Annotated in this window: 12 protein-coding genes and 1 pseudogene; 4 read left to right on the plus strand and 9 right to left on the minus strand. The window is 38.7% G+C overall.

Translation table 11 applies throughout. The features are described from left to right. Positions 1-137: 137 nt before the first annotated feature. The 6 genes from AAA943_RS09340 to AAA943_RS09365 form a co-directional block, all read right to left on the minus strand. Positions 138-2,309, minus strand: coding sequence for a DUF262 domain-containing protein (locus AAA943_RS09340; protein ID WP_338223963.1), 2,172 nt, complete (start codon positions 2,307-2,309; stop codon positions 138-140). After that, positions 2,306-4,081 carry a DUF262 domain-containing protein gene (locus AAA943_RS09345; RefSeq protein WP_338223964.1) on the minus strand — a complete coding sequence of 592 codons (1,776 nt, stop codon included), beginning with the start codon at positions 4,079-4,081 and terminating at the stop codon, positions 2,306-2,308. Before AAA943_RS09345 ends, AAA943_RS09340 begins: the two co-directional genes overlap by 4 nt. Further along, positions 4,078-5,364 (minus strand): restriction endonuclease subunit S, encoded by a 1,287-nt coding sequence (locus AAA943_RS09350; RefSeq protein WP_338223965.1) that lies wholly within the window; start codon positions 5,362-5,364, stop codon positions 4,078-4,080. Before AAA943_RS09350 ends, AAA943_RS09345 begins: the two co-directional genes overlap by 4 nt. Next, positions 5,364-7,748 (minus strand): type I restriction-modification system subunit M, encoded by a 2,385-nt coding sequence (locus AAA943_RS09355; protein ID WP_338223966.1) that lies wholly within the window; start codon positions 7,746-7,748, stop codon positions 5,364-5,366. Before AAA943_RS09355 ends, AAA943_RS09350 begins: the two co-directional genes overlap by 1 nt. Continuing rightward, the gene (locus tag AAA943_RS09360) at positions 7,749-8,330 is read right to left on the minus strand and encodes a DUF6642 family protein (RefSeq protein WP_338223967.1); all 582 of its coding nucleotides are present in this window, start codon (positions 8,328-8,330) and stop codon (positions 7,749-7,751) included. It lies immediately after the preceding gene. A 278-nt stretch (positions 8,331-8,608) separates the two neighbouring features. Further along, complete coding sequence (locus AAA943_RS09365) at positions 8,609-8,731, minus strand: hypothetical protein (protein ID WP_338223968.1); 123 nt, start codon at positions 8,729-8,731, stop codon at positions 8,609-8,611. A 370-nt stretch (positions 8,732-9,101) separates the two neighbouring features. Here AAA943_RS09365 and AAA943_RS09370 point away from each other — a divergent pair, with 370 nt between their 5' ends. After that, positions 9,102-10,007: an ArdC family protein gene (locus AAA943_RS09370; protein WP_338223969.1), complete on the plus strand. Its 906-nt coding sequence runs from the start codon at positions 9,102-9,104 to the stop codon at positions 10,005-10,007. Positions 10,008-10,310: 303 nt separating this feature from the next. On the opposite strand, the gene AAA943_RS09375 is transcribed toward AAA943_RS09370, so the two are convergent. Beyond that, the gene (locus AAA943_RS09375) at positions 10,311-11,423 is read right to left on the minus strand and encodes a hypothetical protein (RefSeq protein WP_338223970.1); all 1,113 of its coding nucleotides are present in this window, start codon (positions 11,421-11,423) and stop codon (positions 10,311-10,313) included. A 179-nt stretch (positions 11,424-11,602) separates the two neighbouring features. On the opposite strand from AAA943_RS09375, the gene AAA943_RS09380 reads away from it, so the two are divergent. After that, complete coding sequence (locus tag AAA943_RS09380; protein WP_338223971.1) at positions 11,603-12,283, plus strand: zincin-like metallopeptidase domain-containing protein; 681 nt, start codon at positions 11,603-11,605, stop codon at positions 12,281-12,283. A gap of 303 nt (positions 12,284-12,586) precedes the next feature. On the opposite strand, the gene AAA943_RS09385 is transcribed toward AAA943_RS09380, so the two are convergent. Continuing rightward, a complete protein-coding gene (locus AAA943_RS09385) occupies positions 12,587-13,699 on the minus strand; it encodes a hypothetical protein (protein WP_338223972.1) in 1,113 nt (370 codons plus the stop codon). Between the two features lie 178 nt (positions 13,700-13,877). On the opposite strand from AAA943_RS09385, the gene AAA943_RS09390 reads away from it, so the two are divergent. Further along, on the plus strand, positions 13,878-14,273 hold the full coding sequence (locus AAA943_RS09390) for a zincin-like metallopeptidase domain-containing protein (protein ID WP_338223973.1): 396 nt from the start codon (positions 13,878-13,880) through the stop codon (positions 14,271-14,273). 52 nt (positions 14,274-14,325) lie between these two features. Continuing rightward, positions 14,326-14,556 (plus strand): annotated as a pseudogene (locus AAA943_RS09395) (zincin-like metallopeptidase domain-containing protein); the annotation flags it as partial. Positions 14,557-14,598: 42 nt separating this feature from the next. On the opposite strand, the gene AAA943_RS09400 reads toward AAA943_RS09395, so the two are convergent. Next, entirely contained in the window at positions 14,599-15,894 is a 1,296-nt protein-coding gene (locus AAA943_RS09400; RefSeq protein ID WP_338223974.1) for an erythromycin esterase family protein, read from the minus strand. Positions 15,895-16,701: the final 807 nt, after the last annotated feature.

The raw sequence follows: 16,701 nt of genomic DNA on the forward strand, positions 1-16,701 counted from the left end.
AATCAATTGATTGCGGGTTTTATCTAAGTTGAAATCAAATAAAGGTTAAGTCGGTTAAACCAAGAGAACAAGAAATTTTATTGACAAAAGACTTTCACGTAAGCCATTTGTCAAAGGTCTATTCGAGTGCTTGTTCGTTAGTCTGGCTGGACATAATTTAACATTTCACTTAGTCGTTTAGGGGAGCCTCCCTTAAGGTTTCCTTTGGTATTATATAGTATAAATTCATCTTGAAATCTGCTATCTTTTTCCCACCAGTTTAATGCAAATGAAGAACCCGATGATATTGCAATAAAATTCCCTTCTCCCCACATTTTAGTTTTCAATTGTGTGGAATACCATAATAGTTTTTGCCTCAAAGAAGATGTTTCTGTAAGATCGGCTTCATCTGTTTTTTGTTTCACGAAATCTTCAATCGATTTATTCGAATGTAAGAAATCATAAAAAAATCTCTTGAATGTAGTTTTTCCGGAAGACAGATCTGAATATCCGTAACCTCTGATTATTCTTCTCCAATTGTCAAATTTTAAGTTCCTATAGTAAGTTGGACTTTCTTGATGCCAATATTCACCATAAAAAAGCAAAGCATTTTGAATAACTAAATGGTCTTTGGGTTCTTGAGAGAATAGTTCATAGAATTTGTCTTTTATCTTCCGTAATTCGATCAGTTCAGGGGAATTATCAAAATCTATTAGATGGGAAATATTTGTTCCTCCAACGTCTTTTCCTTCGAGATTGTAAGGATGATCTTCGATTTCCCAGATTATCTCTTCAAAATCTCTTTGGTTCTGAAGGTTTCCTCGAAGTTGATTTAGTATTTTATTCTTTCCAATTTCTTCAAAGGTTCTAATCTTTGAATCAAAAGATTCATTTTGGTCCAGATCATCAATATCAAAAGGTAGAGAAATGTCTGTGGGATCAAGAACTCCTATCGAATCTTCAAGGATAAAAGTGACGGTGTCTTTAATTGATTTAACAGATCTATTATAATTTTTAAATCTTAAATAGATCATCCTCAAAAATCTAAAATTCTCAATTATAAAATCAATGCCTTGTGATTCAACTGGGTATTCTCTTATTCTCTCTTTAAAGAAGTAGAACACACTCCAAAGGAAGACCATCCTGTTTCTCTCGGTCGCTCTATTATCATCTTCATAGTTAGCATACCAATTTGTTCCTCCTTTGGAATTAAGAATTTCCCAAAATTCGGTAAGACATTTATCAACCCATGGAGAATAGTTGTAAAGAGTACAAAACTTAGTTTTATTGTCGTCTAAGAATTTTAGAACTGCAAAATATTCTTCAATTTTCTCTATGGAAAGAGGATTGACTACTTGACTGGATCTAATTTCTCTAAGCCTATCGAAGTCCTCCTTTGAATAAAAATTGGAGGTATCTCCGTCCAGGTAGTTTTCCAGGCCTGAAATGCAAGCCAAAAATTCGTTGAAACCAGGATCTGCATTTTCATTTTTCCCTCTATGAATCCAAAAGAAATCTTGCCATTCTTCCCATATCTTACCGTATTCATTCTTGGATTCTTGATTGGGTAATTTGCTCAATAGTTCAGCTTTTATATTCTCATTTCCTTGCATTTGCTCCCCTCGAGCATTCATATAGATGTATAATTCTTCACCTTGTTCACTCACATTAGTGTCGAAGTACCAGAATTCGGTATACTCCTCAATGAATTTGAAAAATCCAGTTTCATCAATTTCTAGGTTGTTTATGGCTTCATCGATAATCAATCGGTTGGAATCGATGTTTTTTATGGTTTTATCATTCTTGTAAAATTCAAAAAACCAAGCTCTTTCATTTACAGGGCCATTTTCGTTAAGAAGATGGAGACAAAAATTCCTGAAAAATTCTTGGGCATTATCTCGTACTCTGAAGTCCAGCTTTTGACTACGTTCAATCAAGTAGGAGCCTCTAAATTTTTCTCTTAAAGATTCATTTCTATTGGCTATGACTAAAAGCAATAAGAAAATAGTCGTTATCCTTTGTTGGCCGTCGATTAAAAAATATCTACCTGGGAGTTCCTCATCACAATAGGCATAAATAAATCCTATGTTGGAAGAATAATTTCTCTTTTTATAAAACTCTTCGAAATCTGCTTTGAGTTGTTGATCTTGAATATCGCCCAAGTCAATTGCTGAGTTTTGATACTTTTGGAAATCATCAAGCAATGAAAGGATCAATCCATTAACTTGTTCTTTTTGCCATACATAATCTCGTTGGATTTCGGGAATAACAATTTGGTCGATATATCGATTTACAAAAAGATCCCTAAAGCAATATTTCCCTGTCCTCATTGATTAACTTCCTCCTTCGCTTTTTGAATAGAATCAAAAATGTAAACTTGATGAACTTGGATATCTTCTCTTGTCCACATGGACAAATTATCATCTGGTAATGATGGTATCATTTTGCTGAAAACATCAAAAGTATGCTTTGGCACAAATCTGCCTTTTTGGATGAGTTCAAGAATATTCTGCCTTTTTTCCTTAAAGAATTTATTTCCATTCGAGCTGTTGTCTCTATCAGACAATAGGCACATGTTTCCAATAGAATTTAAAGGGCCAAGACTTTTAAGTGCCTCGTAGTAGATGCTTTTTTCGTGGTCGTTTCTTGAATCTTTATTTAGAATGTCATTCAATTCATCAGATAGATCTGCACCCAGCATTTGGATAACCAATTCTCTTTGGTCTGGTGTTAATTGATTTTTCTTGCCTTCGGGGCTTTGCGGAAAAATATGTTCCAAAGTCCATTTTTCAGTTTCGAAAAGATGGAAATCGAATCTTTTTCTAATTCCGTCTGGAAATACATTTAAGTACAAAAGCGCCGCATGGATAACTTGGTCATCATCTCCTCCATATCTCAACTCCTGAATTTCCTCCTTGGGTAAAAGATCTAGTCTGGCTTTCTCGAGAACTTTGAAAAGTTCCTTGTATTCAGGAACTCTCAAGAGGGAAATTAGAAAATCTAATGAGTTATTTTTTCTCCCTTTTGTAAATCTACAGAAGCCAATCAGGTTATAAATATCATCTCTATTGTACCAGTCTAATAGCTTATTGTAATTTTCTCGTAGAAGTTGATAGGCATTTTCAAGGTCATCCAAACTATGGAAAAAGTTAAAAAGATGATGGTCTTCTTTTCTGCCTATTATTAACTGCTTTTGGCTTTTACCCTCAAGCATTTTTGCGGTTATAGTAAGCAATCCTTCCATGCCATCACCTCCTGAGAAGTAAAATGATCTGACGTCGGGTCGATTACACCAAGCTGAGATTTCATCCCATTTTCGCCCAAGATTTGAGCGCAATTCTAAGATCTCTCGGAAATGGGTTTTTGATTTCCCCTGCCTTCCAATTTTCGTTATGAAATAGCCTTTTACCAACTCCGTTTCAGTCAATGGAACTTTGTTACTGTTTAAATTTCGGAAGACTGTTTCACTGCTTACGTGGGACTCAACCGAATTAACTATCACCATGACACATTTTGAAACAAATTCATGGAATGAGTGCCAGTCATTTTTTTTCAATTCGTCCCGGAAGAATTTCTCAATTCGTTTTGCAGCTTGGAAAAAATAGAAGATGTCCTGCTTGTCGAGTTGGTTAGGATTAGTCTTTTTAAAATTCTCCCATTCGTATTTTAATAATTCAGCGAGTTTTTCTTTTGAATAGATATGAGTTTGAAAAAAATTTGCTCTAATGGCATAATCCAGCCTGTTTACTGCGATATTCTCTGTTCCATTTAAATTGGATAGGATTGAAAAAATGATAGAGAGGGTAGTGAGCCGCTGCTGTCCATCAATTACCTCAAGGTGAAAATTACCATCGCCTGACTTGCTCCTTTTCACCGTAATGTATTGAAGGTAATATTCTCGGCTGGATCCTTTTTGATATTTTGAGAAAGCTTCCTTAAGATCTTTCAGAAGGATGGTAACCGCTCCATTCGGATCTGAACCCCATTTATAGCCTCTCTGGTAAGCCGGGATATGGTAGGTTTGACAATCATATTGAAACAAGGCACCGTCCTCTGAGCTGGAATTGAAGACATTTTCTGTATTAAAGACTAACTCCCTCATACACCAGCCACTTTTATCTTCCCTGTCACTGCACTGTTGATCAGCGTGGACTTGAATTCCTTTAACTTTTCGATTTCTTGTTCTTTAAGAGTTGTGATTTTTTTGGTCATTAGGGTGATATCGTTGATATAACCAACAATCTGCAACTGTTCCTTATAGGGGGGAAGTACTGTTATCAATTGCTTGAATTCAGCCCAATAAAGCCTTTTTCTGAAATCAGTTATGCCTTTAGAAAACCTATCCATCTGTTGGATAAACTCTGGGGTTCGGTATTGGAACTCGAAAAATTCAGAATTGATTTCACACTTAGGTGAGGCCACAACGTACGCAGGACTTACCATTCCCCGCACCTTCACAGCGCCTATTCCGCCTTGCCACGCTCGCATCATATTGAAAGTGATGTCGTTTGGTTCTACAAGTTTGTAACTAGATTTATCCTCAATTCTTATTGCTCCTCGAATGTTCTCCTCATCGCTCAATTCTTCTGAAGAAACACCTGTATGAATGGAAACGGAAAGGATTTTTAGTGAGTCATTTCCAGGTTTTTTACTCTCGCTGTAAATATTACTATTTCGACAAACCTCCCAATGCTCTGGGATCATTCCGATCCAGTCCACTGCGCTGTCTTTGAGTGGGACATTCGGATTGAGGCCTCGGGTGACGGCCTGCTGGATCAGAATCTGACGACGCTCTTGCAGCAAAGCAATCTGCTTTTGCTTGATCTGGATAGCCTTGTCGATTAAGGCTGTCTTTTTGTCGAGGAAATCGGCAATGGCGGTTTGTTCATTTGGTGAAGGGATAAGAACATATGTATTATTAAGTTCTCCTCCGTCAACATGAGGTATTCCCATACCAATAGTTTCGTTCCTTAATTTTTGCTCAATTTTAAATGAGTAATACCAAGCATATCTTTTGTCGATATTGAAAAATTTTATGTGAGCTACCGTGGATGAAATAACTCCTTGTCTACTTTTTATAAACTCGCCTGAATTAGAACCATCCCAAAGTAAAAGTATTTCACCTTTTTCTACATTTTTGATTTTCATATCAAGAACCCATTGATTTGCAGCCCCTCCCCTCAAGTATTCCATACTCATGTAAGGGTACAATCCCTCTTTCCATTCTGAGGTAATTTTTTTGGGAAGTTTACCTTTATGATAATCAGCAAGATATTTAAACCTCTTCATGTTCCAATGCAGCGGAATTTCCCCAAGCCATTCCACTCCCGATTCCTTATAGTCTGAATAGGTTTGAAATCCTACATTTTCAATTGTCGCTTCCATTAGACTAGATTTAGGATTTCACGGATCAGTCCATCGCTTTCGCTTTCCAGAGAAAGAATATCGGCGGTCACTTCTTCCAGTGAGCGCAGGGGTTTGTGTCGATAGAAGTATTTGTTGAAGCTAATCTCGTAGCCGATTTTGGTTGAGTCCAGATTGATCCAGGCTTCGTTTACATGGGGTTTTACCTCTTTCAGAAAGTAGTTATGGATGGAATCTTTCAACGGGACATTCTCCGTGTCTCGAAGATCGGATTCAGTTTCGTAGGTTTGAAACCAGCCACGGCTGGCAGGTTCCCCTTTCTTTCCGGTTGGATAAAAGCCATAGTCAGGAAGATCAGTCTCGGTGCAGCCAAGATGAGTTAAGGTTTGCTCCAGCTTATCGCCTGATAGTTTGATCAAGGCTTTTTTCACCTTTTCGGCATTTTCATCATACCAAGAGATGGCATTATAGATTGCGTTTTTTTCAGAGGCCCCGAGCTTGATGTTTAGGGATTTCAAGTTTTTTTCGACCGCTTCTTGGAATAGATTGAAGTCGCTGTGCTCCTCGGTTCCGAGGACTGCCATCAACCTTCGGGCGGTATTGAGCAGCTCCAATTGTTTTTGCCAGAGATCAGGATGGGTCAGCGCATGGATTTGCTTGGTTTTCAGATTAAGTTCCTGCTTTTCGCAATACTCTTTAATCGCCTTGACATGCGTGTCCAGTGCAGTATAGACCTCATTCCCGAATTCCTGATAGGCCCACTCCATGGGTTCGCGAAGGCTTTTGTCAAAGCGAAGCTCGGCAATTCGCTCCTCGGTAAATTGGGCTTTGAGTCGCTTGGGTCGCTCTATGGTGACTTTGTAATAGCCAAAGTCTGAATTGTCAAAGAGTTTAGAAGCTAAGCCGGATTCTTCTTGGGTTTCCGGATGGATGGTTTTTTCTACTTCCTTCATCTCTTCATAGACATCCACGATCTCCCGGATATGGGCAGGGGAAAACTCACAGTTTTTAGCTCCCAAGTTTTTGCGAAGCTTCTGGAAAAGCAGGTTGGCATCGATCAGCTGGACTTTGCCCCTGCGCTTTTCTGATTTGTTGTTGCTTAGGATCCAGATATAGGTCGTGATACCCGTGTTGTAGAAGAGGTTGTTGGGTAGCTGAATGATGGCTTCCAGCCAGTCGTTTTCGATCAGGTAGCGACGGATATTGCTTTCACCTCCTCCTGCATCGCCTGTGAAAAGACTGGAACCGTTGTGCACGGAAGCGATGCGGGAACCCAAGCCATTTTGATGGACGGGTTTCATCTTTGAGACCATTTCCATGAGGAAAAGCAACTGCCCATCAGATGATCTTGGGGTAGCATCTACTTCGGATTCCTCACCCCAATAGTCTTTGAGTCGAACCCGAAATCTTGGGTCTATCACGTCTTTCCCATCTTTGATGAATTTCTGTTCCGATGCCCAAGACTTTCCATAAGGAGGATTTGATAGCATAAAGTCAAAGGGCTGTCCTACAAATTCATCCGTGGAAAGCGTTGAGCCGACGCGGATATTTTCAGGATTGTTTCCCTTGATCATCATATCCGATTTGCAGATGGCATAAGTCTCGTCGTTGATCTCCTTACCATAGAGATACACATCCCCGGTGGCACAAATCTCCCCATCCTCGTCTTTGATGAAATTTTGGGATTCGGTCAGCATACCACCCGAACCGCAAGCCGGGTCGTAGATCGTCATGACTTGGGGTAGCTGGTCTTTGACCGGTTCGAAGATGATGTGCGTCATGAGGTCGATTACCTCCCGAGGGGTAAAGTGCTCCCCAGCTTCTTCGTTGTTTTCCTCGTTGAATTTTCGGATCAGTTCTTCGAAAACATAGCCCATTCCGAGGTTGCTCAAGCCCGGGAGTTTTCTTCCTTCCGGATCGGCCTTTTCCTCCGGAGTTAGATTGATGTAAGGGGAGGTGAATTTTTCTAGCACATTGAGCAGCACGTCCTTGGAGGCCATGTGCCGAACCTGACTTTTGAGCTTAAACTTGCTGATGATCTCCTTAACATTGGGACTGAATCCCTCCAAGTAGTCCTCAAAGTTGGCGAGGAGGATTTGCTGATTATTGGTGGCTGTAGCGTGGATTCGTTGGAGCGTCCATTCGCTAGTGTTGTAAAATACATATCCAGAGGCATCCCTGAGGCCATTTTCATCCCATTCGGTAAACTTTGCTTCGTTTCGCTGAAAGGCTACTTCTTCCAATACTTCCGCTTTGGTTTTTTCCAAAAGTGCATCGAGCCGTCTCAGCACGACCATGGGAAGGATGACGTCTCGGTATTTTCCCCGGACATAGACATCCCGGAGGCAATCGTCCGCTATGGACCAGATAAAGGAAACGAGTTTATTGTGTACTGCTTGGGTCATTTAATCTTTTGGGTTATTCTTATCGATGTAGACAAATCCCAGATCATTGGAAAGTCTTTTGAATTTGTTATTCATGAAATTGAAAATTTTTCCTGTGTGTTTTAAAGAGCAAAGCTTGTGTAAATAGGCAATATCAAACAAGGAAGCTTCCATGAAATCTATGTTTCTCGAAAAGCCACTGACTGCTTTGGCTTGCGAGCTAATCCAAAATTCCTCCAAATCCTCAACGTTCATTTTTAAGGTTCGGCAACTTCCGAAATGAACTATACGATTCAATAATGGAGTGGATTTTATTTCAGATAACTCGTCAATTTCGACGGCATCGATTTCATCGAGCCAAAGTTTTTTTTTATCTCCGTGAAAGGCTAGGTAGATAATGGAATAATCTTTATATCGACCTTTGGAATACCTCCCTAATTGTTCCAAATATTTGAAGAAGGCCTCTCTGGTATTGACTTTACGGTAGAGATAATCGATCCCAAATGTTTCCTTCAAAAAGCGCAGGTAAGTTTCAACCGTGGATTGGTCACGTAAATCATTTGTATGCCATTCGCCTTCAAGGCAAAAAATTTTTGAATTCATAGGTCAACTAGTTCAAGCCTAAAATAAGGGCTTAAGTATTATTTTAAAAGGAAATTTTTCAATAGGCTGAATCCTTGCAGATTATTCCCCCGTTTCGCCCACTCCTTTCGTTTAGATTCCTTTGCGTCATTTTTCAAATGACAGCTCTTTGCTCTCCACTTCAGGAAAGGGCTTTCACTCCCCACGGCTACCGCTTCACTCCACTTACCCTTCACCTAAGTCCCGGCAAGCCTGGGACTCAGGAAGGCCGTTTCGTGAAGCCGTAGCCCGAGCCTCCTTTAGGGGGCAAGCCTCTTTCTGATTTTTCTTCTGAGTACATCGGGATTTTTGTCCGTTTCGGTCGGTGAGCGCTCCATTCCAATTTTTTTCTTCTCCATCCCTTGGTTTTCGATGTCTGACACGACGATGCAAAGGTTGAGTGCGAACCTGCAACAGTCAAAAGTGCGCTCCGCCCTGATCTAAAAAACAGGGTCTCCTACGGACTGCCTCCCAGTTTTTTATCCCAGGCTTTTGCCCTATGCAGAACCACACTCCTTGGGTTGCATGTCGGTCAGAACCTCAATACCAGTGGATAAAAAAAATGTCACTTCATACCCACATATCGCCCTTCACTTCCAAAAAAATACCCCTTGTACTCGAGAAAAATCTCGGGTTAAGTGTCGGGTCGATCTTCCTAATATCCTTGGATATAACTGGGCTTTATTGGGCTGGCAAACAACTAAACAATCTCTTTATCTATCCTTTTCTGTCACACTTTAAAACACTACGACCATGAAAGCTTGGGAAAATTTCAACCAATTAGCGGAGACCGTTACCAACGAAATCATCGAAGGTATCCAAAATGAGAACCTTACTTGGGAACAAGTTTGGAGTCCTAAAAACTCTCCAAAGAATTATGCTTCGAACCGTCCCTATCTGGGATTCAATGCACTTTGGCTAGCCTGGGTGACCATCTCCAAGAAATTCAAAAGTCCTTATTTCCTGACCTATAATCAGGCAAAGCACCTTGGCGGAAATGTCAAGAAAGACGAAAGAGGTTCAAAGGTTGTATTTTGGAAAATCTCCAAGTTTGTCAAAGGGCAAACCACCACCGAAGATGGACAGGACCAAGATATTTTTGGTAGAAAATTCACTCCGTTTATTTGGACCGTTTTCAATGTCGATCAGATTGAAGGAATTGATTTCTCTTTCAATGAAGAGGAGCTGAAAATCTTTTCTCCGATTGAGGCTTGCGAGTCCATTATTGCAGGCTACAACACCTGTCCGAATATCATTCATGAGGGAGACGAGGCATTTTACAGCCCATCCAGAGATTTTATCAATATGCCAGAAAAGGAATCCTTCAAAGGAGACGAGCAATATTATTCAGTCCTTTTTCATGAAATGATCCATAGTACAGGTCATACCAGCAGACTAGGAAGATTTGCAGAAAGACCGGCTTTGGTTGGCTTTGGTTCTGTGGAATATTCAAAAGAGGAATTGATTGCCGAAATGGGAGCTAGTTTTCTGAATGCGCTAGCCGGAATTAAAGATGCTAATTTCAAGAACTCTTTAGCCTACCTGAGGGGATGGTTTAAGCCACTACAGGAAGATCCTAAAATGCTGATTTATGCAGCCCAAAAGGCACATCAGGCAGCCAATTATATCCTAGGAATTGACCAAGAGGGGGAGGAGTAATCCCCCCTCTTTAGACCACCATTAAGCAAAGAATTATGAAATTATTTGCATTTTCCACGTTCGGAATGGATGATTTTAGACTTCTCCCACGGGGTCGTTTTACCGTTCCAATCTTTTTTATCCTTCCCTTTGGTCCTTCCAAGAAAAGGATTTCCACTGCTATCCCTAAGCCTTTTCCCCGTGTCAGACATACCTCGTTCAACTTTCCAACTTTAGGGCTTTTTGCCATCACTGGAATAAAAGAAATTTAAAAGGGAAAAAAATGTTTTAACCAAAAAAACCGGACGCAAATCCGGTTTTTTTTTATTGGGTTGCAGTAACCCTTGGTTTAAATAATTCTTCAAGAGGTTTATAAAATCCACCTGCTAGATCAAAGCCAGGAATAGGAGCAGATGTTACTAATACCCTATTGGCATCTGCCATTGTAACAGATGTTATAAAGCTTCCTTCAAGTCCCGTATTGTCAAGTTCAGTGATTTTAATGTTATTCTCTTGAAGATCGATCAAAAATAGCTGGCTATTTCCATATCCAATGATCCTTCCGTCAACTATCGTAAATTCCAATTGCAAGATCGATGGGTCATCGAAGGTATTTATCAATTGGGTATTCTGTCCATTGAGATCAGAGCGATAGGCATAAAGGGGACTGCTTTGTCCAAACAAGGCTCCAAAAGATATAATTTCACTCCCGAATTGAAATGATTTTGTGAGATGCTCATGTTTTAATTTCGGTTTTTCATCTTCTCCTATATTATAGGTATCTGGTCCGATTCTAATTTGAAAAAAGTTATCAAAGGAATTCACCCGAGTAACCGAATTCATTCCCTGGATGAAGTTTTCTTTTATCAATTTCAATTCTAGAACTTCAAGTTCGCCATCCACAAGTTTTGTTTTGAACAGGAGAAAGTCAGGGGAGCTTTTTGCAAATCCATTACTCGCACTATGATAAGGGATTAACACAGTTCCATTTTTGTCAATGCCTATTGCATCACTGAAAAAGTAAGGAAGATCAAAGAAATACTGAAAGTCAGGATCTATTTCTTTCATATTGTACCTTAATCCTTTGCCGGTTAAACCAACATTCTTTGGGGCTTCGAGGACAATGAAATTATCATTCCTTGACGCAACAACTTTATCAGAAGATGGAAATCTGTACCTGCCGGGAGCATTTTGTTCAATTCCAAACCCTTGAAAATCATTCGGCCCATCAAGAGTTGCATTTGGATATCTCCCTGATTCGGAAGTGACGAATAATTTTTGATTCAATAGATTACTTCCCAAAAGTGGATCTAAACCAAATCCTTCTGCCCTTTCCCAAACAGTAGAAACCGATGGGATTTCTTCTTTGGGATTACAATTTTGAAGGAAAATAAGTGCAATTGCACTTGGGATTAAGAATTTTGAAAAGCTTTTCATGGGTTCGTATTTAGTTAAAAATAAATTTAATTTTCAACAAAACAAAAAACAACTTGATAGTTAATTATCGATTTAGGTAAAATCTTTATTAAGAAGTTTTTTTTATAATCAATCTAACAATTTAGATAATGAATTATTGTAGCGTGGCTTAGCGTGGTACTACAAGAGATTTTCAGATAATGAAGAATATGCTCCCCTTGAAGCATAATCCAGAGAAAGGTTCTAAAGTCGTATTCTGGAAGATTTCCAAGTTTGTAAAAGGAAAGGCTACCAACGAAGAAGGAGAAAACGAGGACCTTTTTGGAAGAAAGTTTACCCCCTTTATTTGGACGGTTTTCAACATCGCTCAAATAGACGGTATCGATTTTTCCATTGAAGATGCCGATGAAAGGGTTTTCTCACCAATCGAAACTTGCGAATCAATCATTTCAGGATACATCACCTGTCCGAATATTGTTCATGAAGGAGACGAGGCATTTTACAGCCCATCCAGAGATTTTATCAATATGCCGGAAAAGGAATCCTTCAAAGGAGACGAGCAATATTATTCAGTCCTATTTCATGAAATGATCCATAGCACAGGCCATACCAGCAGACTAGGAAGATTTGCAAAAAGAACGGCTTTGGTTGGATTTGGTTCGGTGGAATATTCAAAAGAGGAATTGATCGCCGAAATGGGAGCCAGTTTTCTGAATGCTCTTGCCGGAATCAAGGATGCCAATTTCAAAAACTCCTTGGCTTATCTGAAAGGATGGTTTAAGCCACTTAAGGAAGATCCAAAAATGCTGATCTATGCTGCTCAAAAGGCACATCAAGCAGCCAATTACATCCTTGGAATTGACCAGGAGGGGGAGGAGTAATCCCCCCTCTTTAGACCACCATTAAGCAAAGAATTATGAAATTATTTGCATTTTCCATGTTCGGAATGGATGATTTTAGACTTCTCCCACGGGGTCGTTTTACCGTTCCAATCTTTTTTATCCTTCCCTTTGGTCCTTCCAAGAAAAGGATTTCCACTGCTATCCCTAAGCCTTTTCCCCGTGTCAGACATACCTCGTTCAACTTTCCAACTTTAGGGCTTTTTGCCATCACTGGAATAAAAGAAATTTAAAAGGGAAAAAAATGTTTTAACCAAAAAAACCGGACGCAAATCCGGTTTTTTTTTATTGGGTTGCAGTAACCCTTGGTTTAAATAATTCTTCAATAGGTTTATAAAATCCACCTGCAAGATCAAAGCCAGGAATAGGAGCAGATGTTACTAATACCCTATTGGCATCTGCCATTGTAACAGATGTTATAAAGCTTCCTTTAAGTCCCGTATTGTCAAGTTCAGTGATTTTAATGTTATTCTCTTGAAGATCGATCAAAAATAGCTGGCTATTTCCATATCCAATGATCCTTCCATCAACTATCGTAAATTCCAATTGCAAGATCGATGGGTCATCGAAGGTATTTATCAATTGGGTATTCTGTCCATTGAGATCAGAGCGATAGGCATAAAGGGGACTGCTTTGTCCAAACAAGGCTCCAAAAGATATAATTTCATTCCCGAATTGAAATGATTTTGTGAGGTGCTCATGTTTTAATTTCGGCTTTTCATCTTCTCCTATATTATAGGTATCTGGTCCGATTCTAATTTGAAAAAAGTTATCAAAGGAATTCACCCGAGTAACCGAATTCATTCCCTGGATGAAGTTTTCTTTTATCAATTTCAATTCTAGAACTTCAAGTTCGCCATCCACAAGTTTTGTTTTGAACAGGAGAAAGTCAGGGGAGCTTTTTGCAAATCCATTACTCGCACTATGATAAGGGATTAACACAGTTCCATTTTTGTCAATGCCTATTGCATCACTGAAAAAGTAAGGAAGATCAAAGAAATACTGAAAGTCAGGATCTATTTCTTTCATATTGTACCTTAATCCTTTGCCGGTTAAACCAACATTCTTTGGGGCTTCGAGGACAATGAAATTATCATTCCTTGACGCAACAACTTTATCAGAAGATGGAAATCTGTACCTGCCGGGAGCATTTTGTTCAATTCCAAAGCCTTGAAAATCATTCGGCCCATCAAGAGTTGCATTTGGATATCTCCCTGATTCGGAAGTGACGAATAATTTTTGATTCAATAGATTACTTCCCAAAAGTGGATCTAAACCAAATCCTTCTGCCCTTTCCCAAACAGTAGAAACCGATGGGATTTCTTCTTTGGGATTACAATTTTGAAGGAAAATAAGTGCAATTGCACTTGGGATTAAGAATTTTGAAAAGCTTTTCATGGGTTCGTATTTAGTTAAAAATAAATTTAATTTTCAACAAAACAAAAAACAACTTGATAGTTAATTATCGATTTAGGTAAAATCTTTATTAAGAAGTTTTTTTATAATCAATCTAACAATTTAGATAATGAATTATTGTAGCGTGGCTTAGCGTAGTACTACAAGAGATTTTCAGATAATGAAGAATATGCTCCCCTTGAAGCATAATCCAGAGAAAGGTTCTAAAGTCGTATTCTGGAAGATTTCCAAATTTGTTAAAAGAAAGGCTACCAATGCAGAAGGTGAAAACGAAGGCCTTTTTGGAAGGAAGTTTACCCCCTTTATCTGGAAGGTTTTCAACATCGATCAAATAGAAGGAATTGATTTTTCCATTGAAGCTGCCGAGGAAAGGGTTTTTTCCCCAATCGAAACTTGCGAATCCATTATTGCAGGCTACACCACTTGTCCAAATATTGTTCATGAAGGAGACGAGGCATTTTACAGCCCTTCCAGAGATTTTATCAATATGCCGAAAAGGAATCCTTCAAAGGTGACGAGCAATATTATTCTGTTCTTTTTCATGAAAGGTTCATAGCACAGGCCATTACAGTAGATTAGGAAGATTTGCAGAAAGACCGGCTTTAGTTGGCTTTGGTTCGGTGGAATATTCAAAAGAGGAATTGATCGCCGAAATGGGAGCCAGCTTTTTGAATGCTTTTGCCGGGATCAAGGACACCAATTTCAAAAACTCTTTAGCTTATCTAAAGAGATGGCTTAAGTTGCTTGAGGACGATCCAAAAATGTTAATCTATGCTGCTCAAAAGGCGCATCAAGCAGCCAATTATATCCTTGGAATTGACCAAGAGGGGGAGGAGTAATCCCCCTTTTTATATAAGAAATTGACAAGACGTTTGTTTCAACTAATCAACGGCATATTTGTCAACGTTCAGCACATCTGAACAAGGGTACATTTCTTCTATGTAAAATACCCCATCGAGCATCCTAGTCCAATAAAAATAATTAGGTGTATGCAATAGACCTTTCATCCAGAAGTTTAGATTTTTATATCCAGAGCTATCGTTATTTGAAAAATTGAGAAACGCATATTTTGCCTCAGTTTCTTCAACAAAAGCCTCAAAATAATTCGGTCTTGGCTCTTTCAGGTCATATTTCGGAAGGTAAAGTCTGCCTGCTTTGCCTTTATTGGATGTAAAACCTAAAATATACAATTCGTCCTCAATTTCATCTGCAATCAAAGTTCCAGCATTAATTGTGTCAGTTTTAAAGACCGGATAAGTCAAATCTCTAAATCCTTTAAACAAGTGGTAACTACTTGCCCAAACAATAATTTTCTCATCAGGAAAGACTTCTTTTTTTAGCCATAAAAAATTATCACTCATCTGAATATCTCTGGGATTATTGCTGTCTGTGGAATCTAGAGCAGAAGAGGTAAACCCTCTTAAACTTCTTACTGCTTGGAATAAGAAGGAGCTTTGTACTAATTTATTTTCAACCCTATTAAAAAAACTATAAAGTGAATCAACTCTATCTGAAGAAAGATCGGAATCATATTCATTTTTAACTAATTCTTCTAGAATCTTGGTTATACTTTCTTTTTCTGAGTCATCTGAAAAGAGGTTTTCATTTGCTAAACTCTGAATGAAATGAGTAATTGGGAATGGCCCCACGCCAGAATGACTAAGCCTTGAATCCATACCTGATATATGAATAGGATTACTTGATGAGCGAATTGAATCTAAGTAGCTAAAAAGTTCGGTACATTCCATGCAGTTAGTCCAGATTTTGAAAATGAAATCGCGGTAGTCTTCTCTGGTGGAAAACCTTAAATCTGTTTGATTGGCTAGAGATTGATTAAGCCCTAAAAAGTTACTTTCAAACACCAATACATTGAATCCCATTTTTTCGTGCAAGTATTTGATGATTTTAGTTTTAGCTAAAAATGTAGGGGCGTCGCCATGATCTTGTTCACCCAAAAAAACAACTTTTGAATCACCGATTGCCGCGGCAATCTTTTCATAGCCTTCGTAGTTAGAATTTTTTGGATCTATGTTTTCTATTGGAGTTGAGGATTTAATTACGAAATCCTTAAAAGATTTATCATAAGGATTCAAAAAATCGATGAGGAAGAATTGGTAAAAAAAATAGATTCCTGCAATGAATATCAATGAAACGGGGAGCCAGATTTTTTTCTTCATGTTTAAAAGTAGTTTAGACCTCAAACGGTTGAACTATAAGAAATTATATAAAAATATTTAGTTTTTATTATTTGTGATTCATTGAAAATTGAATCACATGGTTATCATACAGGTTTTTTAAGATTTTTTGAATTAAGCTTTGATTTTTTGCAGTAAAAAAAGCCCAACTACTGATTTGCTGGTGAAAAATGGGCCAATTCTTTCCTGAAGTTTAATGCTTCACCAAATCAAAATACTATGATTTGTAGATCAAGGAATTGGGAAAATTTATGGTTTGAGATGCCTACTAGGAATGAAGTAAAAAGGTACTTCATCACAAATAATTTTGACAAAGAAGAAGGAGAGGTTTTTTATTATTGCTTGCGAATTAAAAGTTGGCGTTGGGAATCAGGAGAACATATTGGTGATTGGAAAGCTTCAGCCGACAGGTGGATGTGGAATCTGGAAAACTAACAGGCTTTCAGTTTTGATCTGAAATCTCCATTGCTTAAACCTTTAACATCAAGTCACTTTTAAAAAGTAAAGGGGGGGTGCCTTGCAATAGCGATATTAAGTGTTTAAAATATTGACATGAAAATGTCAAGAAAATTAACACTTGAAGAAGAGCATCTCAGGGTGCAGTTGGTGACGTTGGAAGGGCGTATCCGTAGGAAGATTTGGAGAATTTGTGTCACTAATTTGAAGTTACCCTATGAGCGACTTGCAGCTGGACGCCGCCTAAAGGAATTGTGTTTGTTAGCTATTTCTGTACTTGACGATGGAGACTCAATCAAGCTAGCAGCGTGCTTGAGGGAATTAAGAGATGGG

This window comes from Algoriphagus confluentis (assembly GCF_036245625.1).
GTDB lineage: Bacteria > Bacteroidota > Bacteroidia > Cytophagales > Cyclobacteriaceae > Algoriphagus > Algoriphagus confluentis.